This window comes from Mameliella sp. CS4 (assembly GCF_019392335.1).
Classification (GTDB): domain Bacteria; phylum Pseudomonadota; class Alphaproteobacteria; order Rhodobacterales; family Rhodobacteraceae; genus Antarctobacter.
Map to the genome: position 1 here is coordinate 20,479 of NZ_JAHXRQ010000033.1, position 20,336 is coordinate 40,814.

Consider the following 20,336-nt stretch of genomic DNA (forward strand, 5'->3'; position numbering starts at 1 on the left):
CGGTCGGGCCGCGGCCCGACCTGACCCAATGACAAAGCGCCGGGCCAGTCCCGGCGCCGTCACATCGTAAGAAGGACAGGAAAGATGAAGGATATGCCCGAGACAAAGGGCCTTGTCATCGTGGGCGAGGCAGAGTGCGAGCGACTGGTTGGCCGCAAGGAAGCTTTCGAGGCGGTCGAGGCGGTCTTTGGCGCGATGGCCAAGGGCGATGCATACAACTTCCCGGTCGTGCGCGAGGCGATCGGCTATGCCGATGCCCTTTACGGTTTCAAATCCGGCTTCGACAAGGCGGGCAAGGTCCTGGGCGTCAAGTCCGGCGGCTATTGGCCGGGCAACATGGACAAGGGTCTGACCAACCACCAGTCCACGGTCTTCCTCTTCGATCCCGACACCGGGCAACTGGCCGCACTCGTAGGCGGCAATTACCTGACCGCGGTGCGCACGGCGGCCTCGTCCGCAGTGTCGATCGCGCATCTGGCGCGCAAGGATGCCAAGGTTCTGGGCATGGTCGGCGCGGGCCACCAGTCGCAGTTTCAACTGCGGGCAGCCGCCGAACAGCGCGATTTCGAGAAGGTCGTGGCCTGGAACCCGCACCCCGAGATGCTGCCCAAACTGGGTGCCGTGGCCGAGGAACTGGGCCTGCCCTTCGAGGCAGTCACGCAAGAAGAGCTGGGCGCCCAGGCGGATGTCATCATCACCATCACCTCGGCCTTTGAGCCATTGTTGATGAAGGACTGGATCAAGCCGGGCACGCATATCGCCTGCATGGGCACAGACACAAAGGGCAAGCAGGAGGTCGATGCCGCGCTGGTCGCCGCGGCGACGGTCTTTACCGACGAGGTGGCGCAATCCATCAGCATCGGAGAGGCCCAGCACGCCGTGGCCCACGGCTCGCTGACCGAGGACCGGATCACGCCCATCGGGGCCGTCATCAACGGCACCCATCCCGGGCGGACCTCTGACGATGAGATCACGTTGTTCGATGGCACCGGCGTGGGTCTGCAGGATCTCGCCGTGGCATCTGTCGCCGCGCGCCTAGCCGAGGAGGAGGGCAGCGCGCAGCGGGTCAGCCTGTAACAGGGCGCCGCATTGATGCGACAGGCGGGTTCCGGATATTTCCGGGGCCCGTTTATCGTTTTCGGGGCACGCGGATGCTGGACGCGGGCAGCGCGGATTGTCAGTGTGGACCAGGTGGCGCCACGGCATGAAAAGGAAAGAGCATGAGCAAACCGAAGGTCCTGTTATCGCGGCGCTGGCCCGAGGCGGTCGAGGCGCGGGCGTCAGAGCTCTATGACGTCACGTTGAACAAGACCGACACACCGATGACCGCTGCGGACTTCCGCAAGGCCCTGGCCGAACACGACGCGGTCTTGCCGACCGTCACGGATCACCTGGGGCCGGAGGTTTTCGAGGGCGCACCCCGGGCGCGTATCCTGGCCAACTACGGTGCCGGCTTCAGCCATATCGACACCGCGGTCGCTGCGGGGCAGGGGATCGTGGTGTCCAACACGCCAGACGTTCTCAGCGAATGCACGGCCGACATTGCCATGACGCTGCTCTTGATGGCTGCCCGCCGCGCCGGCGAGGGTGAGCGTGAGCTGCGCGCCGGGGCGTGGACAGGCTGGCGTCCGACGCATCTGGTGGGCACCAAGGTGTCCGGCAAGGTGCTGGGGATCGTGGGCTTTGGCCGGATCGGGCAGGAAATGGCGCGGCGCGCGCATTTCGGGTTTGGTATGACCGTGCTGGTCCAGAACCGGTCGCCGGTGGCCCCCGAGGTGCTTGAGCGCTTTGGCGCGCGGCAGGTGGACAGCCTGCGGGATCTGCTGGGCGCCAGCGATTTCATCTCGCTGCATTGTCCGGGCGGGGCGGCCAACCGCCACCTGATCGACGCGCAGGCGCTGGAGGCGATGCGGCCCGGCGCCTTTCTCATCAACACGGCGCGGGGCGAAGTCGTGGATGGCGCCGCGCTGGCCCGGGCGCTGGAGGCGGGCCGGATCGGCGGCGCGGGGCTGGATGTCTTCGAGGGTGAGCCCGCGATTGCGCCCGACCTCAAGGCCGCGCCGAATCTGGTCATGCTGCCGCATCTGGGCAGCGCAACGCTCGAAACGCGCGAGGCGATGGGCTTTCGCGTGTTGGACAACCTCGAGGACTTCTTTGCCGGAAGGGAGCCGCGCGACCGCGTGGCCTGAGCGGTTTGACCTGTGACATGGACCGGGACGGGCAGGGGGGCTAACCTGCCCACCGTAAACAGGAGCACCCATGTACGCAGTCACCGTCCGTTTCGAGATCAAGCCCGAGGCCGAGGCGGCCTTTCTGGATCTGGTCCGCCAGAATGCCCATGCTTCCGTGCGGGATGAACCCGGATGCCGCCAGTTCGATGTCTGCGTCGACCCGGAGCGCCCGCAAGAGGTGTTTCTGTACGAGATATATGACGACCGGGCCTCTTTCGAGGCGCATATGACCACCTCTCATTTCATCAGCTTCGATGCCGCAATCGATCCGCTGGTCATGTCGAAGTCGGTACAGACCTTTGCCAAGGTCTTTCGCTGAGCGCGGAAACCGTGACGGGGAATGACATGCGGATGAGAGGTTTTGACCCTCACCGTCTCAGAGTTGATAGAAAATCACGCATCCATGAGGCGGGCCGCTTGACCGATGGGGGGGCAGCGGCGGCATATCGGTCCGACCGCACGGGCGCGCAGGATTGCGCCGCGGCGGCCCTTTGAGGGAGAGAGACATGACACTTGGATTTGCCATTCTGGGGGCTGGCCGTATCGGCCAGGCCCACGCCCGCGCGATCTCGGCCACGCCGGGGGCCTCATTCGTCGCGCTGGCCGAACCGTTCCAGCAGGCCGCCGACGACATGGCGGCGCGCTATGGCTGTGACCTGCGGACCATCGACGAAATCGCCAACAGCGACGATGTGCATGCTGTGGCCATCTGCACCCCCACCGACACCCACGCGGACCTGATCGAGAAATTTGCCCGCGCCGGCAAGGCGATCTTTTGCGAAAAGCCCGTGGACCTGTCCGCAGAGCGGGTCAAACAGGCCTTGGCCACGGTGGAGGAAACCGGCGCCAAGCTGATGGTCGGGTTCAACCGCCGTTTCGATCCGGACTTCATGTCGGTCAAGGCCGCCATCGACACCGGCACCATCGGCGATGTCGAAATGGTGGTCATCACTTCGCGCGACCCCGGCCCGCCGCCGGCCTCTTACATCAAGGTCTCGGGCGGCATTTTCCGCGACATGACGATTCATGACTTCGACATGGCGCGCTGGCTGCTGGGCGAGGAGCCGGTGACGGTCATGGCGCAGGGGTCGGTCCTGGTCGATCCCGAGATCGGCGACCTGGGCGACTACGACAGCGTCAACGTGATCCTGAAGACCGCCAGCGGCAAGCAATGCGTGATCACCAACTCGCGCCGCGCAACCTATGGTTATGACCAGCGAATCGAGGTGCACGGGTCCGAGGGCATGGCCGCCGCCGCGAACCGGCACGAAAGCACCGTTGAGGTGGCTGGAACCGGCGGTTACGGGCGGCCTCCGCTGCTCAACTTCTTCATGGACCGCTATGCCGCCGCCTATGCCAACGAGATCGCTGCTTTCGTCGCAGCAGTGAACGAGGGGGCCGCGCTGCCCACAACGGGCGAGGATGGGCTGAAAGCCCTGCAACTGGCGGATGCGGCTCTGGAATCGGCCCGATCAGGCAAGGCTGTGAGCCTGGCGTGATTCTGCTGACGCGCCCGGGACACCCGGGCGCGCGCCTTGCCAAGACACCCGCGAAACCGGTCAGATTTCCTTTCCAAATCCCGGCTCGAACGCGGGTGTGAGCGCTCTCAGCAGCGCAAACTTTGTTTCCTAGTGGATTATTCTGGACAATTCCGGTTGAAGCTGTTCCCTTGTAGGGGCGGCATTCAAGGCAGTGGACACAAGGCTTTGGACGTCGTAAACCGACCGCACGGGCGGGAAATGCATTGCGATATAATGCACCGCGTGCAAAATTGTGCATAGGCTTGGCGGAAGCCGGGTACATTCTGAAGGGGAGGTCAGGATGAAGACGCGCAGAGCGGCCCTTGGGGCGATTTTCGGAACACTCATGGCGGCCACGTCGGCGGCGCCTCTGGCGGCTCAGGACGTGACGCTGGTCCTGCACCAGTTTCTGCCGGCGCAGGCCAATGTGCCCAAGCTGATCCTTGACGTCTGGGCCGACAAGGTCGAGGCGGACAGCAACGGTCGGATCGAGATCGAACGCTATCCCGCCATGCAACTTGGCGGCACCCCGCCCGAGCTGATCGACCAGGCCATCGACGGCGTGGCCGACATCGTCTGGGCGGTGAACGGCTTTACCCCGGGGCGGTTTCCGCACACCGAGGTCTTTGAACTGCCCTTCATGACCTATGACGCCGAAGCGACGTCTTACGCCTACTGGAAGATGTTCGAAGAACACATGGCCGACACGGATTTCGCGCAGGTCAAGATCCTGGGCACCTGGGTGCACGGCCCCGGCATGCTGCACACCTCCGACCCGGTGGACGAGCCCGCCGACCTGGAGGGGATGAAGATCCGCGGCGGGTCGCGCATGGTGAACCAGTTGCTGGAACTGCTGGGCGCTGAACCCATCGGCCTGCCGGTCACCGCGATCCCCGAGGCTCTGTCCAAGGGCGTGATCAACGGCACAACGATCCCCTGGGAGGTGACGGCGGCGCTGAAGGTCTCGGAGCTGGTGGACAACCACACGGAATTCGACGGTCCGGCGATCTACAACCTGACCTTCGTGCTGGCCATGAACAAAGAGCGTTACGACAGTCTGCCCGAGGACCTGCAGAAGGTCATCGACGACAACTCGGGCCTGGAATTCTCTGTATTCGCCGGCGGCACGATGGCTGCGGCGGACGGTCCCGCGCGCCAGATCGCGGTGGACAGGGGCAACAATATCATCACCATCAGTGCAGAGGACGCCGCCCGCTGGGAGGAACTTGCGCGCCCGGTCTACGATGCCTGGATCGCCGACGTGGCGGACAAGGGCATCGACGGGCAGGCGCTGATCGACCAGGCAAAGGCCCTCATGCAGGAATACGCAAAGTAAGCCGCTTCCCAACAGGGAAAGCGGCGGTCATTCAGGGAGGTAAGACATGACCACACGCAGAACCGTTCTTGGCATCGCCGGGGCCGCGCTGGCCGCGATGATGACGACCACTTCGGCCATGGCGCAGGAGGTCACGTTGACCCTGCACCAGTTCCTGCCGGCGCAGGCCAATGTGCCCAAGCAGGTGCTGGACGTCTGGGCCGACAAGGTCGAGGCGGATTCGAACGGCCGCATCGAGATCGAGCGCTACCCTTCGATGCAGCTGGGCGGCACGCCGCCGGAACTGATGGACCAGGCCATCGACGGCATCGCCGATATCGTCTGGACCGTGGTCGGCTACACGCCGGGCCGCTACCCCTCGACCGAGGTCTTTGAACTGCCCTTCATGGTGTCGGATGCCCGCGCGGCCTCCTACGCCTACTGGAAGATGTTCGAAGAGCACATGGAAGACGGTGAATTCGCCGATCTCAAGATCCTGGGCACCTGGGTCCACGGCCCCGGCATGTTCCACACCAACGCTCCCGTGCGCGTGCCTTCCGACCTTGAAGGCATGAAGATCCGCGGCGGATCGCGCCTGGTGAACGACCTGCTGACACGCGTCGGCGCCGAGCCGATCGGTTTGCCGGTTCCGTCGATCCCCGAGGCGTTGTCCAAGGGCGTGATCGACGGCACCACCATCCCGTGGGAAGTCACGTCGGCCCTCAAGGTGCCTGAGCTGGTCAAGAACCACACCGAGTTCGACGGCCCGGCCCTCTATAACCTGACCTTCGTCCTGGCAATGAACAAGGATCGCTACGAGAGCCTGCCTGAGGATCTGCAGAAGGTGATCGACGACAATTCCGGTCTTGCCTTCTCGATCTTCGCCGGTGGTACCCAGGCCGATGCGGACGGCCCCGCGCGCCAGTTTGCCGTGGACATGGGCAACAACATCGTCACCGTAACCGAGGAAGAAGCCAAGGAATGGGACGCCCTGGTGAACCCGATCTACGAAAGCTGGGTTGCCGACATGAAAGAGAAGGGCGTCGACGGTCAGGCCCTGATCGACGAGGCCAAGGCCCTGATGGCGGAATACACGCCCGATATGGACACCTGGGGCAAGTAAGCCTCTGAAACCCGGGGCCGCGGAGAATTCTGCGGCCCTTCACGAAACAAGGGGGGACGTCAACGATGGCCGGTTTGCACCGCATCGTATTGGGAGTTGCGCGCTTCATGGCGCTCTTGGGCGGGGTCATCCTGACAGCGCTGATCCTGATCACCTGCATTTCGATTGTCGGGCGCGCCGTGAATTCCGGCCTGCACTCGGATCTTGTCATGGGCATTGCGCCGGGGCTGGCCAAATGGCTGATCGACGACGTCGGCGTCGGGGCGATCCGGGGGTCTTATGAGCTGGTCGAGGCCGGGATGGCCTTTTGCATCTTCGCCTTCCTGCCCTTCTGCCAGGTGACGATGGGGCATGCTTCCGTCGATGTCTTCACCAACATGCTGTCGCGCAATGTGAACCGCGTGCTTGATTTCCTGATTGCGTTGCTGTTCGCCGTCGCCCTGGTGACGATTGCGCTCCAGCTCTACGAGGGGATGCTGCGCAAGATGCCGAACGGGTTCGGTGCGGCGCAGACCTCTCTTCTGCTCGAATTTCCGATCTGGTGGGCCTATGCGGCCAGCTTGTTCGGCGCCGTTTTGGCGGCCATCACCTCTGTCTATGTCGCCATCGTGCGGCTGTTTGAACTCTTGTCCGGGCGCGTGATCGTGCCGAATGCCGTGGGAGCGGATCATTGAGTAACCTCGAGATCGGGATCTATTCCTTTCCGGCCCTGCTGCTGCTGATATTCCTGCGCGTGCCCATCGGGCTGGCCATGTTCGGCACCGGCTTTGCGGGGTTCTGGCTGGTCATGGGCAGCACGCGGCTGCCGCTGGCACAGCTCAAGGACCTGTCCTATTCGACCTTCTCCAGCTACTCGCTGTCGATTGTGCCGATGTTCCTGCTGATGGGCTATTTCGCGACCCTCGGCGGGATGAGCCAGGCGCTGTTCAAGGCCGCCGAAAGCTGGCTGGGCCACCGTCGCGGTGGCGTCGCGATGGCGGCCATCGGCGCCTGCGCGGGCTTTGGCGCGATCTGCGGATCGTCGCTGGCCACCGCCGCCACCATGAGCCGCGTGGCCCTGCCGGAACTGAAGCGCTACGGCTATCAGGGCGGGTTCTCGACCGCGACATTGGCCGCGGGCGGCACGCTGGGCATCCTGATCCCGCCCTCCGTGGTGCTGGTGATCTATGCCATCCTGACCGAACAGAACATCGCCAAGCTGTTCCTCGCGGCCTTTGTTCCGGGTGTGCTGGCGGCCATCGGCTACATGATCGCGGTGTCGATCTACGTCCGGGTGAACCCGGAATCCGCTGGCGTCCGAGAGCCCGTGCCCTACGCCGACCGCCTCCGTGCGATCCTGGATGTCTGGCCTGTGCTCCTGGTCTTCATCTCCGTGGTCGGTGGCATCTACGGCGGCATCTTCACCCCGACAGAGGGCGCCGCGGTGGGCGCGCTGGGCACCGGGGTCATCGCGCTGGTCAACGGCGGGCTGACATGGCGGACCCTGCTGGACAGCTTCACCGATACGGCCCGGTCCTCGGCCATGATCTTTTTCATCGTCTTCGGCGCGGCCTTCTACAACCTGTTCCTGGCGCGCACGCGGGTGCCGCAGGAGCTGTCGAACTGGGTGGTCGAACTGGGCATGTCCCCGATCGCCGTGCTGGCGGTGATCCTGGTCATCTACCTGCTCTTGGGCTGTTTCATGGACAGCCTGTCGATGATCCTGCTGACGATCCCGATCTTCTTTCCGGTGATCATGGCGCTGGATTTCGGCATGAGCCCCGAACACGCGGCGATCTGGTTCGGTATCCTGGTCCTGATCGTGGTCGAGGTCGGGTTGATCACGCCACCTGTCGGGATGAACCTCTTTGTCATCAATGCGATGGACCCGGAAACACCGATGGTCGAGACCTACAAGGCAGTGCTCTACTACGTCATCTCCGACCTGGTGCGCGTCGTCATCCTGGTGGCCTTTCCGGCGATCACCCTCTTCCTGATACCGGGGTAGGGCGCAGCCCGGGTTGCGGCGCGCCCCGCGCCACGACCATTCCCCGGAGATCTTTCAAGCCCAATGTAACGCGTCTGGCGCGAGGAGTAAGCTATGCACATCACGGATAAAGTTGCGGTCGTTTCGGGCGGCGCAAGCGGGTTGGGCGCGGCCACGGCGCGGCGTCTGGCCAGCGAAGGCGCGCGGGTCGGCATCCTGGATTTCGACGCCGAACGTGGCGCCGCCGTCGCGGCAGAGATCGGTGGGCATGCGGTACAGACCGACGTCGGCGACGAGGCTTCGGTCGCCGCGGCAATGGCTGAGATCGTGGACAAGCTGGGGGCGCCCCGGATCGCCGTCAGCTGTGCGGGCGTCGGACTGGCCGCGCGGATCGTCGGACGCGAGGGCAAGCTGTCCACGGATGTCTTTGAAAAGACGATCCGGGTGAACCTGATGGGCACCTACTTTGTCATGTCCTACGCCGCGCGCGAGATGATGGCGCTGGAGCCCGAGGACACCGGTGAACGCGGCGTGATTGTCAACACCGCCTCGGTCGCCTACCAGGACGGGCAGTTCGGCCAGGCGGCCTATTCCGCCTCCAAGGGGGCGATCGCGGCCATGTGCCTGCCCGCCGCCCGCGAAATGGCGAAACAGGGCGTGCGTGTCATGGCCATTGCTCCGGGCCTGTTCAACACCCCCATGATGGAAGGTCTGCCGGAGGACGTGACCGCCGGGATCGTCGCCAACGTGCCTTTCCCGCATCGCCTGGGCGATCCGGCGGAATACGCCCAGATGGTCAGCCAGATCGTCGCCAATCCCTATCTCAACGGCACCACCATCCGCCTCGACGCGGCGGTGCGCCTGCCGCAGCGCTGAGGAGGCGGAGATGAGCAAGTACCGCGCCCATTCCGTCACCCGCGAAGACCGGGCCGACGGCACCATCATCCTGCGCTCTGGCTACGAGCTGACCAAGCCCGCGGCAAAGACCGGCGACTGGCTGGATCACTGGGCAAAGGAAACGCCCAAGGCGGTGTTCCTCGCCGAACGCGATGGCGCGGGCTGGCGCGAGGTGAGCTATGTCCAGGCGCGCGACAGTGTGCGCCGCATGGCCTCCAGCCTGCTGGCGCGGGGCATGAACGCCGACACGCCGATCCTGATCATTTCCGGCAACGGGGTGGATCACGGCTTGCTGACACTGGCGGCGCAATACATCGGTGTGCCGACCGTGCCGCTGGCCGAGCAATATGCACTGATCCCCGGTGCCTGGCCGCAGCTGGAACATTGCGCGCAGCTGGTCAAACCTGCGATGGTCTTTGCCGATGACGGCGAGCGTTTCGCCACCGCGCTGGCGCATGACCTCTTTGACGGGATGGAACGCGTCGTGGCCCGCAATCCGCAGGCGGGCGAGACGGAACTGACCGCGCTGCTGGGCGATAGCGACGACGTGTCGGTGGACAAGGCGGCGGCAGAGGTCGGGCCCGATACCGTGGCCAAGTACCTGATGACCTCCGGCTCCACCTCTCATCCCAAGGCCGTCATCACCACGCAGCGGATGATGTGCGCCAACCAGGCCCAGCTTGCCGATGCGCTGCCTTTCCTGCGGGACCGCGCGCCGCGGATCGTCGACTGGCTGCCCTGGAACCATGTCTTTGGCGGCTCGCACAACTTCAACATGATGCTGGCCAACGGCGGCGCGCTCTATATCGACGCGGGCAAGCCGATCCCGGCCAAGATCGCCGAGACGATCGAAAACAACCGGATGAAGAACGGGACGCTGGCCTTCAACGTGCCGGTGGGGTTCGCGATGATCCGCAACGCGATGAAGGCGGACCCGGAGCTGCGCAAGAGCTATTTCGAAGATCTCGACATGCTGTTCTACGCCGGCGCCTCGCTGCCGCAGGACGTCTGGGACGATCTAGAACAGATGGCGCGCGAGGTGCGTGGCGCGGTGCCGTTGATGAACTCGTCCTGGGGACTGACCGAAACCGGTCCGGCCTGCCTGATCCAGCACGAACCGACGCATATGTCGGGGATCATCGGCGTGCCCATGACCGGGGTCGAGGTCAAGCTGATCCCGGATGAGGACATGCGCTGCGAAATCCGCGTGCGCGGACCCAACATCATGCCGGGCTACCTGCATGACGCGGAAAAGACCGCCGAGGCCTTCGACGAAGAGGGGTTCTTTCGCACCGGGGACGCGGTGAAATTCGTCGATGACAACGACCTGAACAAAGGCATGCGCTTTGACGGGCGGATCTCCGAGGATTTCAAGCTGTTGACCGGCACATGGGTGCGGGCGGCGACGCTGCGGCTGGAACTGCTGCAGGAATACGGCACCCTCGTGCAAGACATGGTGATCTGCGGGGCCGACAAGTCGCAGGTGGGGCTGATGATCTTCCCCTCGGCAGAGGCGCTGGCGCTTGCCGGGGACGGGGCGGAACAGGACGGGGCCTTGATGAGCGATGCCCTGTGCGCGGCCCTGGCCGAGAAACTGGCGCTGCGCGCCGATCACGGGTCTGCGGCGCGGGTGAACCGTGTGATGGTGCTGGCAGAACCGCCCTCGCTGGGCGATGGAGAGATCACCGCCAAGGGCAACCTGAACTATCGCAAGGTGCTGGCACGCCGGGCGTCGCTGCTGGACCGGCTGTACAGCGACGATGATCCGGCCGTGGTCCGCCTGTAGGAAAATGCCCGGATGACGGGCAGGGGGCCGGGTTTGCGGTGCAAACCCGGCCCTTTTTGATCTGGAACAAGGTGAGCCTTTCCAAAGGCGCTAGGCTGGGAAATCGAATCTTCTGCCGCGAACAGAAAGTGATGCCATGCAAAGCGACCGCCTCATTGGCCATGCCCCGCGCGCCCGTGCCTTCGGAGAGAAATTCTACGAGACCGGAGGGACCTGCATCGGCTGCAAGGAATGCACCGGCCTCTGTCACGCCCTGATCGAGGCGCTTGTCGTCCCCGACAGCGTGCTGGGCCGCGGGGACTGACCCCCTGAACCCCTGTTCGTGACGTTACGTCCCGCCTTGGAAAGGCGGTTCTTTCCTGCGCCTTCGAATTGAGCTATGCACTATAGTTCATAGGGCATATGGCGCAAACGGAAGGACCTGAGGTGGCGGATCGGGCAGTCCTCGATATCGAACCGGCGGAAAGCGGCCCGGTCGCGGGCCTTTTGACCCGCGTCGGGCAACGCGTGCGGCAGGCGCGCGAACAGCGGGGCATCTCGCGCCGGGTGCTGTCGGAATCCTCTGGTGTGTCGCCGCGTTACCTGGCCCAGCTGGAAAGCGGGGCAGGCAATATCTCGATCGGGCTGTTGTGCAAGGTGGCAGAGGCGCTTGACCTGCGCATTGAATGGCTGGTGGGCGAAGAGGATCCCTGGACCTCCGAAGCCCTGCACATGGCCGAAATGTACCGGCAGGCCGAGGGGCCAGTTCAGGCGCAGGTGCGCGAATTGCTGCTGGAGTCGGCCCCCGGCGGGCGGCGCGCGCAGCGGATCTGCCTTGTGGGTCTGCGCGGCGCGGGCAAGTCGACGCTGGGCCGACTGGCGGGCGCGGCGCTGGACGTGCCCTTTGTCGAGCTGAACCGCGAGATCGCCGAGGTCGGCGGGATGCCGGTGGGCGAGATCATGGCGCTTTACGGGCAAGAGGGGTATCGCAAGCTGGAAGCGGATGCGCTGGACCGCGTGATCGCGACCCATGACCAGGTGATCCTTGCAGTGGGCGGTGGCATCGTGGCAGAGCCGAGCACCTACAACCGCCTCCTGGCGCATTTTCACACCATCTGGCTCAAGGCCGCGCCCGAGGAACACATGGCGCGCGTGCGTGCGCAGGGCGATGAACGGCCGATGGCGGGGCAGCCCGAGGCGATGGCACAGCTCAAATCCATTCTCCAGGCGCGCGAGGCTTTGTATGAACGGGCCCACGCGCTGCTGGATACCTCCGGCGCCGCGGTAGAAGACACGCTGGAACGGCTGCTGGCCCTCATCGGGCAGGAGCGTTTCCTTGGCTGACGACACCCTGACGGAACGGCTGCGGATGCCCTTCCGGGACGCGGCGGAGGCGGTGTTCCTGCATGGCTCGACCCCTTGGGAGGTGGACGAGGCGATGGAGGAGTTCGGCTTTGCCGCCGGTCCCTTCGAGATCGAGGATCGGATCGGGCTGGACCTGGCCTGGGCCCGGCGCAAGGCTGGAAAGGCGCCCGAGGGCCTGCCGATCCTGGTGCGGATGATGGAGCTGGGCAAGCTGGGGCGCAAGACCGGGGCCGGCTGGTATCGCTATCCCGGTGGCAACGGCAAGGTCGACGACCCCATCGTCGCGGACCTGGCGCTGGAAGAGGCGCATTTCCACCGGATGGACCGGGGCGATTACACGCCGGAAGAGATCCGGGAACGGCTCTTGGTGGCCCTTGTCGCGGCGGCCCGGGAGTTGCAGGCCGAAGGGGTTGCGGCCAGCGACATCGACGCGGTCTCGGTCGAGGCGTTGGGATTCCCGGCAGACCGGGGCGGCGTGCTCTGCTGGGCGGCGCAGGACCCGGCGGGGCTGGCCGCGATGACACGGGCCGTGCTGGACGAGGGCAAGGTGCCCCTGAGGCGGGTTGAGGGGCCGCGCCCCTAGTTCAGGTCCTCCAGCAGCCTGCCGTGGCGGCGTGTCTCGGCGATCACCTCGCCGAAGGTGGTCAGCCCTCGCGCCTTGAGCATGGGCAGCATCCGCACCAGCACCTCTGCCGTGGCGCGCGCATCCCCCAGGGCGGTGTGACGCAGCGGCTCGGGGATGGTGACGCCCAGCCTTTCGCAGAGCGCATCAAGCGTATGGGTTTCCGAGGCCCCGAACAGCACCGCCGAGAGCAGCACGGTGTCCAGGATCGGGTGATCCCAGACCACGCCCATCCGCCCTTTGTGGCGCTGCAGAAAGGCCATGTCGAAGGGCGCGTTATGCGCCACGATGACAGAGTCCCGGGCAAAGCCGTGGAACAGCCGTCCGGCCCGCGCGATATTGGGCTGGCCCGCCACCATCGCGTCCGTGACCTTGTGAACCCTGGTCGAGGCGGGCGGGATCGGGCGACCTGGATCGACCAGCTGGTCGATCTTTTCGCCTTCGACGATCCGGCCATTGACCACGCGCACCGCGCCGATCTGCACGATCTCGTCCTTATGCGGCAACAAACCGGTGGTTTCCGTGTCGAAAACGGTGAAGGTCAGCGCCGAAAGCGGCGTTTCGTCCAGCTTGGCGCCGCTGCGTCCCTGCATCAGGTCGAAATCATAGACCAGCGGGCGCGCCGCCTCGGGTGAGATCTCGATATGGGCCGCGTCGATGATCATCATGTAGCCGCCGCCCTCGGTCGGTTTCATGCGCGCGTCATAGCTCTGCTTTCCATCCAGCCCTTCCAGCGTTCGGCTGATTTCCTTGCCGCATTTCATCAGCGCGTTGCGGGCGGCGCGCAGGCTTGCGGGATCGAAGTAGTCAGCCAGCGGGGCGTTCAGGCGGGGCATGGCTTGCTGGGCCAGCACCTCGGCGGCCTGTCCGTCGTACAGCACGATCTGATCGTCGGCATTGACCAGCAGGGTGGCCACCGGGATCTCTGTCAACAGCGCGGTCAGCCGGGCCTTTTCCGCCGACAGGCGCTCGGTCTCGGCGGCGATGCGTTCGGCGGTGCTGACCGCGCTGTCCGACAGCGCGGAGGTGATCGCACTGGCCGCCGGGGCGAGGTCCCCCAGGTAGCGCGCGGCATCGGTGTCCACCTGCAACCCGGCCCCGGCATGGGCGCGGGCACGCAACTGCCCCGACAGGCGTTCGATCGGTTTCGCGACATTCTCGTCAAACAGCAGCCAGACGCCCGTTGTCAGCGCCACGAGGCCGAAACTGGCCAGGATACCGGCAAAGACAAAGCCGTTCGCGGGCGTGCTGGACAGCGCGCGGGCATGGCCCGCGTAGAGCGCGCCAAGCGTCAGGATGGTGCCGCCCAGGGCCAGCAGGCAGAAAAAGAGGAAGATACGCAGGCGCAGGCTGAGCTTGCTCATGGGATCAGACCTCTGCGCAAACCGTCTTGACGATAGGGTCCTCGGGACCGACGTCGCGCCACAGCGGGTCCGAGCCATCGCCCAGCACCGGGTCGGCGCGGCGCAGTCCGGGGCAATCCACCATGACCTGCACGACCTGGTTGGTCCGCCAACGCCCATAGAAATAAAGGTTCACCAGGTAGAGGCCGTCCTGTTCGGTGTTTTTCAGCGGGTTGGCGGTATCGGCGGCGACAAACCGGTCGGTCAGCGGATAAATGTAGGTCCAGGGCCGCCAGATCGCGCGGCTTTCGACCGTTTGCGCCACGCTCAGCCCGTCGGGCAGGTTGTCCACGGTGCGGCCGTACCAGCTGTACTCGCTTGCGATGGCGGCGATCAGCATTGCGCCCCCGGCGCCCAGCGGCACGAACCAGCGCGGCAGGCGCCGCCCCGAGATCCAGTTCAGCAGCATCATGATGCCCGCGCCGAAGAACCCCGCGACAAAGACGGCGATCAATTCCAGAAACATACTCTCTCCTCCTCCCCCGTGCTCTCCTCCGAGCGCGGGCCGCTGTTACGACAGCATTCCCTTGCCGTGACCCACCGCCGATTGCAGCGATTTGACCACGACAAAGGCGTCGCGCAAATGACTGCGCTCAAAATCCGACAGGTCGGCGGGGGCCAGGTAGTTGTCCGGCGCATTGCCGGACTTGATCTGGCGGGCCTGCTGTTCCAGCCGGGTTTCGGCGATCAGGTCGTAGGCGTCCAGCAGATCCTGCCCGCCGGACTGGCTGAGCACACCGGCGGGAATGGCCGCTTCAAGCCTCGCGCGCGTGTTGACCGGGGTCAACCTCCCCTGCAGGGCATAGATGCGGCCCAGGTCGACCACCGGCACGACGCCGTTGTGTTTCATGTCCAGCTGGTTCTTGTGCTCGCCCGACCGGATCGTGGCGAAACCCCGCAACAGGCCCAGGGGCGGTGTGTGTTTCAGCGAGTTCGAGATCATGTGTGCCACGAAGATCGAGTTCTTGGCGGCCCGCGCTAGGGTCGTTTCCTGCAGGTCCTCGAACAGCGTTGTTGTGCCGCCGATGGCGCGCAGGTCGAACATGACACTGGCCAGCATCTGCGCCTCGGGCGAGGGCTTGGCGATCCAGCTGTCGAAATACTGACGCCAGACGCGGACCGGCTGGCACCAGCGCGGGTTTGTGGCCATCATGTCGCCGGGGCAATAGACGTAGCCGCAGGTGTTCAGCCCGTCGCAGACGAAGGTCGCCAGCGCCTCGAAGTAGGGCATCTGGTCGTCGGTTACCTCGTCCGAGAGGATCAGAACATTGTCCTGGTCGGACACGCCGGTCTGTTCCTGCCGTCCCTGGCTGCCGCAGGCGGCCCAGAGGTAGGGCACCGGCGGCTTGCCAAGCTGGTCCTCGGCCAGCGCCAGCAGGCGGCGGGTGGCCGTGTCGGCGATGTCGGTGATCAGGCGTGTGACCACCTCGTGCCGGATTCCCCCGGCGACCAGTTGCACCAGCAATTGCGGAATGCGGGCGGTGACGCGGGCCATGTCCTGCGCGTTGGCCGCGCGGGCGATCTCGGACACGAGTTCGGCCGAGGTCATGGCCTGAAAGCGCGTCAGGTCGGTCTGGGTGACGATGCCCACCAGTTCGCCGTTCTCGGTCACGGGGACATGGCCGATGCGGCGTTCCATCATCATGTGCAGCACGTCCGAGCCGATGGCCGAGGGCGGCAGGGTCATGGGATCGGCGGTCATGATCTCGGACAGCGGCGTGTCGTAGGGCAGGGCACCGCCCACCACCTTGCCCGACAGGTCGCGGATCGTGGCGATGCCGCGCAGCTGCTTGCCCTCGGTGATGCAGACAGAGGAAATGTGCCGCGAATGCATCAGCTGGGCGGCGAATTGCACCGGCGTGTCCGGCGGGCAGGTCAGCGGCGCCGGGGCCATCAGCGTTTCGACCCGGCTGGTGGACAGGTCGGCGCGCCGGGGTTTCGGCGCGCGCTGGCGATCAAAGAACTTGCGCGCGGCGGGCTGGGTTTCCAGCAGTTTCTGGAACTGCTCCGCGGGCAGGACCAGCAGCAGCGTATCCTCGCGCGTGCTGGCGCTGGTCGCGGCCAGCCCGTCGCGCATCAGCCCGCGTTCGCCAAAGGAGTTGCGCGGCCCCAAAAGAGAGATCTGAACGCCGTTCTGGTCGCGCACCTCCACCGCGCCCTTGTGGATCAGGTAGAGCCCGTCCAGCGTTTCTCCCAACGTGTAGATCGCCTCTCCGGCCGCCATCGCCTGCGGGCGAAAGGCGGGCAGCAACTCTTCCAGAACCTCGGGGTCCAGCGCGTCATAGGGATGAACAGCGGAAAGAAAGCGAAGCAGGTCGGCGTGGTCGATGGGCATCAGGCGTCCTTGCTGGAAGGAGGGGAGGAAACGGCGTAGCGGGTCAGGACAAGGCCCGAGGCGAACCGGCGCACCCTGAGCTGGTCAAGCCGGATGTCGGCGGCGAGGTCCATCTCGCCAAAGAGCTTGCGGCCCCGGCCGATCAGGACGGGGACCAGGGTGATTTCCATGTCCGCGATCAGGCCTTCGCGCAGGAAGGACCGGATGACCTGCCCGCCGTCCACGTAGACGCGCTGCCAACCTTCCGAGGCAAGCCGGTCCATAAGGGCGGCAGGGGCCTCGCGGCTGAGCGTGACTCGGGTGCGCAGGGCGTCTGGGATGTCGTCCTGGGTCAGGCTGCGGCTGAGCACGGTGACCGGCTTTGCATAGGGCCAGTCGCCGCCGAAACCCAACACAGTGCGAAAGGTGCCGCTGCCCATCACCAGACCGTCGACAGAGGCCATGAAGGCGTCGAAACCGTGGTCCTCGTCCGGAGCATGGTAGGGGGTCAGCCAGTCGAGGCTGTCGTCCTTGCGGGCGATATAGCCGTCGAGGCTCATGGCGATGAAAACATGCCCGGTGGTCATTGGTCGTGTCCTCCGATCCAGAGGTGGCGCCGCGTTTGGCCACGCATACCGCCGGATCCGGGCGAAGGACATGGGGCGGGCAGTCTCAGGGGGAGAGGGGCGGCCCGTCGATGGCGCCGCGCACTGCGGGCTTGTTCCGCGCCCGGTTGCGGCGACTCGATCTCAAAATCACAAAAAGAAAAGCCCCGCCCGGCAGAGAGCCGGACGGGACAAAGGCGCAAGGGTCGGGCTGCCGATGCGACAGCCCACCCCATATCAGTGACCGTCCACGGCAACCCCGGCGCCGCGCGGCACGCGGACCGATTCCACCAGCTCTTCGATCTCTTGCGGGATCGGCTGGGTCATCTTCGACACCGTGAAGGCGACGCAGAAGTTGATCAGTGCACCCACGGCCCCGAAGGAGGTCGACTTGATGGTGCCCAGCAGCGGGTTGGCATCCGTAAAGGAGTTGGTGTCCGGGATGAAGAACCAGCCCTTGTGCAGGAAGATGTAGATCAGCGTGACCAGCAGACCTGAGACCATGCCCGCAACCGCGCCCTTGTTGTTCACCTTGGTAAAGATGCCCATCATCAGCGCCGGGAAGATCGAAGCGGCGGCGAGGCCAAAGGCCAGTGCCACTGTTTGCGCCGCAAAGCCCGGAGGGTTGAGGCCCAGGTAGGTGGCCACGGCAATGGCAACCGCCATAGCGACCCGTGCGGACAGCAGTTCACCCTTTTCCGAAATCGACGGGTTGATGGAGCCCTTGATCAGGTCGTGGGAGACAGCAGAGGAAATCGCCAGCAGCAGGCCCGCAGCGGTGGACAGGGCGGCGGCAAGACCGCCAGCCGCGACCAGACCGATGACCCAGCTGGGCAGGTTGGCGATTTCCGGGTTGGCCAGAACCAGGATGTCACGGTTGAAGTTGGTCAGCTCGTTCGCATCACCCCAACCGGCCGCCTGCATCTTGGCCACGGTATCGGCATCGCCATCGTTGAAATAGGCGATCCGTCCGTCACCGTTCTTGTCTTCCCAGCCCAGCAGGCCGGTCTTTTGCCATGTGGCCATCCAGTTGTAACGCTCGTCACCTTCGATCATTTCGACCGAAACCGGATCCCCAGATGCGCCGTTCGGCCACATCATGTCGGTGATGTTCAGGCGTGCCATGGCACCAACAGCCGGGGCCGTGAGGTACAGCAGCGCGATAAAGACCAGCGCCCAGCCAGCGGACCAGCGTGCATCAGCAACGCGCGGCACGGTGAAGAAGCGCATGATGACGTGGGGCAGACCGGCGGTGCCGATCATCAGCGACAGGGTGAAGAGCACCATGTTGAAGGTGTCGCCGTGGTGCGCCGTATACTCGTTAAAGCCCAGTTCGGCCACGATGGCGTCCAGCTTGGCCAGCAAAGGCTCGCCGCTTGCAGCGTGCTCGCCAAACAGACCCAGCGCCGGGACAGGGTTTCCGGTCAGCTGCAGCGAGATGAAGACGGCCGGGATGGTGTAGGCCATGATCAGCACGACGTATTGTGCGACCTGCGTGTAGGTCACGCCCTTCATGCCGCCGAACACTGCGTAGGCGAACACCACGCAGGCGCCGATCAGCAGGCCGGTGGTATTGGACACCTCCAGGAAGCGGCCAAAGGCGACACCAACGCCGGTCATCTGGCCGATCACGTAGGTGAGCGAGGCCACAAGCAGGGCAATCACAGCCACGACGCGTGCGGTCGGGCTGTAGAACCGATCGCCGATGAACTCGGACACGGTGAATTTGCCGAACTTGCGCAGGTAGGGCGCAAGCAGCAGCGCCAGCAGCACGTAGCCACCGGTCCAGCCCATCAGGAAGGTCGAGTTGTCATAGCCGGTAAAGGCGATGAGACCGGCCATGCCGATGAAGGAGGCCGCCGACATCCAGTCCGCCGCGGTCGCCATGCCGTTGGTGACAGGGTGCACGCCGCGTCCCGCGGCGTAGAATTCCGACGTGGACCCTGCGCGGGCCCAGATCGCGATGCCGATGTAGAGCGCAAAGGACGCGCCCACGAACAGCAGGTTGATGGTAAACTGATCCATAACGTCTTACTCCTCCTCGACGCCGAATTCACGGTCGAGCTTGTTCATCCGCCAGGCGTAGAAAAAGATCAGCGCCAGGAAGACGATGATCGAGCCTTGCTGGGCAAACCAAAAGCCCAGGTCGGTGCCGCCCACGGCGATGCCGGACAGCAGCGGGCGCAGCAGGATGCCAAAGCCGAAAGACACCAGCGCCCAGATGATGAGGCTGATGATGATGATGCGCACGTTGGCCGACCAGTAAGCCGCGTCGGACTTCTGGGTCGCCTCTGCGCCGTGATTAGTTTGATCCGCCATGATGCGGGTCCTCCTCTTTCCTCCAGGAACCCGCCGCGCTGGGGTCGCGGCGGGCGGTTTGTCTGGCCCCGCCTCAGGCGGTGGCCGTCTTTACGATCGCGGCAAGCTTGCCCGCGATGTCCTCGATCTCGCCCATCGCATCGATACCGATCAGCGCGTGTTGCGCGGCGTAGTAGTCGATCAGCGGGGCGGTCTGGGCGTGGTAGGCCTCGAGCCGTGCGGCGACGGTCTCGGCGTTGTCGTCGGCCCGGCGCTTGAATTCCGTGCCGCCGCATTTGTCGCAAGTGCCTGCCTTGGCGGGCTGCTTGAAGCTGTCGTGATAGCCTTCGCCGCAGGCGCCGCAGGTGTAGCGGCCGGAAATGCGAGTCACCATCGCGGCGTCGTCCACCTCCAGGCTGACGGCGGCGTTGATCTTCTGCCCGCTCTCGGACAGCAGACCGTCCAGCGCCTCGGCCTGAACCGTGGTGCGCGGGAACCCGTCGAGGATCACGCCCTTGGCGCAATCCGCTTCGGCCAGCCGGTCACGCAGGATGGCGATGACGATGTCGTCGCTGACCAGCTCGCCGGCCTCCATGACCGCCTTGGCCCGTTGCCCGGCCTCGGTGCCCGCCGCAACGGCGGCGCGCAACAGGTCGCCGGTCGACAGCTGCACCAGGCCGAATGTCTCTTCCAGCATGCGTGCCTGGGTGCCCTTGCCGGCCCCCGGAGGGCCCAGCAGGATCAGCACTGGGGCGGTGGCGGGGGTGTTTGCTCCATCCATCATCGGTCAGGCCCCTTTTTCTTGCGCTACCGCTTCGCTGCTTGAGCGCGGGCGGTTCATACGATTTTCGATGAGGTCGTCGACGACGGAGGGGTCGGCGAGGGTGGATGTGTCGCCGAGGGCGCCGTAGT

General features: G+C 65.2%; 20 protein-coding genes. 13 read left to right on the forward strand and 7 right to left on the reverse strand.

The window, feature by feature from the left end; translation table 11 throughout:
- Window positions 1-84 precede the first annotated feature (84 nt).
- The 13 genes from bhcD to KZZ07_RS24180 all read left to right on the forward strand — a co-directional run bounded on the left by bhcD (window position 85) and on the right by KZZ07_RS24180 (window position 12,765).
- Window positions 85-1,077: an iminosuccinate reductase BhcD gene (gene bhcD / locus KZZ07_RS24120; RefSeq protein WP_219518548.1), complete on the forward strand. Its 993-nt coding sequence runs from the start codon at window positions 85-87 to the stop codon at window positions 1,075-1,077.
- A gap of 143 nt (window positions 1,078-1,220) precedes the next feature.
- Window positions 1,221-2,189, forward strand: coding sequence for a 2-hydroxyacid dehydrogenase (locus tag KZZ07_RS24125; RefSeq protein WP_219518551.1), 969 nt, complete (start codon window positions 1,221-1,223; stop codon window positions 2,187-2,189).
- 70 nt (window positions 2,190-2,259) lie between these two features.
- A complete protein-coding gene (locus tag KZZ07_RS24130) occupies window positions 2,260-2,550 on the forward strand; it encodes a putative quinol monooxygenase (RefSeq protein WP_219518552.1) in 291 nt (96 codons plus the stop codon).
- Window positions 2,551-2,737: 187 nt separating this feature from the next.
- Window positions 2,738-3,730: an inositol 2-dehydrogenase gene (iolG, locus tag KZZ07_RS24135; protein ID WP_219518555.1), complete on the forward strand. Its 993-nt coding sequence runs from the start codon at window positions 2,738-2,740 to the stop codon at window positions 3,728-3,730.
- A gap of 322 nt (window positions 3,731-4,052) precedes the next feature.
- Complete coding sequence (locus KZZ07_RS24140; RefSeq protein ID WP_219518559.1) at window positions 4,053-5,087, forward strand: TRAP transporter substrate-binding protein; 1,035 nt, start codon at window positions 4,053-4,055, stop codon at window positions 5,085-5,087.
- Window positions 5,088-5,133: 46 nt separating this feature from the next.
- On the forward strand, window positions 5,134-6,189 hold the full coding sequence (locus KZZ07_RS24145; RefSeq protein ID WP_219518562.1) for a TRAP transporter substrate-binding protein: 1,056 nt from the start codon (window positions 5,134-5,136) through the stop codon (window positions 6,187-6,189).
- Window positions 6,190-6,254: 65 nt separating this feature from the next.
- Window positions 6,255-6,863, forward strand: coding sequence for a TRAP transporter small permease (locus KZZ07_RS24150; protein WP_219518565.1), 609 nt, complete (start codon window positions 6,255-6,257; stop codon window positions 6,861-6,863).
- Window positions 6,860-8,176, forward strand: coding sequence for a TRAP transporter large permease (locus KZZ07_RS24155; RefSeq protein ID WP_219518566.1), 1,317 nt, complete (start codon window positions 6,860-6,862; stop codon window positions 8,174-8,176). The genes KZZ07_RS24150 and KZZ07_RS24155 overlap by 4 nt, the downstream gene beginning before the upstream one ends.
- Window positions 8,177-8,269: 93 nt before the next feature.
- Entirely contained in the window at window positions 8,270-9,031 is a 762-nt protein-coding gene (locus tag KZZ07_RS24160; RefSeq protein WP_219518569.1) for an SDR family NAD(P)-dependent oxidoreductase, read from the forward strand.
- A gap of 10 nt (window positions 9,032-9,041) precedes the next feature.
- Window positions 9,042-10,838: a feruloyl-CoA synthase gene (locus KZZ07_RS24165; RefSeq protein WP_219518572.1), complete on the forward strand. Its 1,797-nt coding sequence runs from the start codon at window positions 9,042-9,044 to the stop codon at window positions 10,836-10,838.
- A gap of 136 nt (window positions 10,839-10,974) precedes the next feature.
- Entirely contained in the window at window positions 10,975-11,142 is a 168-nt protein-coding gene (locus KZZ07_RS24170) for a hypothetical protein (RefSeq protein WP_168246594.1), read from the forward strand.
- A gap of 122 nt (window positions 11,143-11,264) precedes the next feature.
- Window positions 11,265-12,161: a helix-turn-helix transcriptional regulator gene (locus KZZ07_RS24175; RefSeq protein ID WP_300444152.1), complete on the forward strand. Its 897-nt coding sequence runs from the start codon at window positions 11,265-11,267 to the stop codon at window positions 12,159-12,161.
- On the forward strand, window positions 12,154-12,765 hold the full coding sequence (locus KZZ07_RS24180; protein WP_219518576.1) for a 3-hydroxyacyl-CoA dehydrogenase family protein: 612 nt from the start codon (window positions 12,154-12,156) through the stop codon (window positions 12,763-12,765). The genes KZZ07_RS24175 and KZZ07_RS24180 overlap by 8 nt, the downstream gene beginning before the upstream one ends.
- Here KZZ07_RS24180 and KZZ07_RS24185 read toward each other — a convergent pair.
- The 7 genes from KZZ07_RS24185 to KZZ07_RS24215 all read right to left on the reverse strand — a co-directional run bounded on the left by KZZ07_RS24185 (window position 12,762) and on the right by KZZ07_RS24215 (window position 20,205).
- A complete protein-coding gene (locus KZZ07_RS24185; protein WP_219518579.1) occupies window positions 12,762-14,168 on the reverse strand; it encodes a 3'-5' exonuclease in 1,407 nt (468 codons plus the stop codon). The two genes, KZZ07_RS24180 and KZZ07_RS24185, sit on opposite strands and share 4 nt — an antisense overlap.
- A 4-nt stretch (window positions 14,169-14,172) precedes the next feature.
- Window positions 14,173-14,673, reverse strand: a complete 501-nt coding sequence (locus tag KZZ07_RS24190) for a hypothetical protein (RefSeq protein WP_219518582.1) — start codon at window positions 14,671-14,673, stop codon at window positions 14,173-14,175.
- A gap of 45 nt (window positions 14,674-14,718) precedes the next feature.
- On the reverse strand, window positions 14,719-16,542 hold the full coding sequence (locus tag KZZ07_RS24195; protein ID WP_219518584.1) for a DUF294 nucleotidyltransferase-like domain-containing protein: 1,824 nt from the start codon (window positions 16,540-16,542) through the stop codon (window positions 14,719-14,721).
- On the reverse strand, window positions 16,542-17,108 hold the full coding sequence (locus KZZ07_RS24200; protein WP_219518586.1) for a dihydrofolate reductase family protein: 567 nt from the start codon (window positions 17,106-17,108) through the stop codon (window positions 16,542-16,544). The genes KZZ07_RS24195 and KZZ07_RS24200 overlap by 1 nt, the downstream gene beginning before the upstream one ends.
- Before the next feature lie 255 nt (window positions 17,109-17,363).
- Entirely contained in the window at window positions 17,364-19,151 is a 1,788-nt protein-coding gene (locus tag KZZ07_RS24205) for a sodium:solute symporter family protein (RefSeq protein WP_219518589.1), read from the reverse strand.
- A 6-nt stretch (window positions 19,152-19,157) separates the two neighbouring features.
- Window positions 19,158-19,445: a DUF4212 domain-containing protein gene (locus KZZ07_RS24210; protein WP_219518592.1), complete on the reverse strand. Its 288-nt coding sequence runs from the start codon at window positions 19,443-19,445 to the stop codon at window positions 19,158-19,160.
- Window positions 19,446-19,518: 73 nt separating this feature from the next.
- On the reverse strand, window positions 19,519-20,205 hold the full coding sequence (locus KZZ07_RS24215) for an adenylate kinase (RefSeq protein WP_219518597.1): 687 nt from the start codon (window positions 20,203-20,205) through the stop codon (window positions 19,519-19,521).
- Window positions 20,206-20,336: the final 131 nt, after the last annotated feature.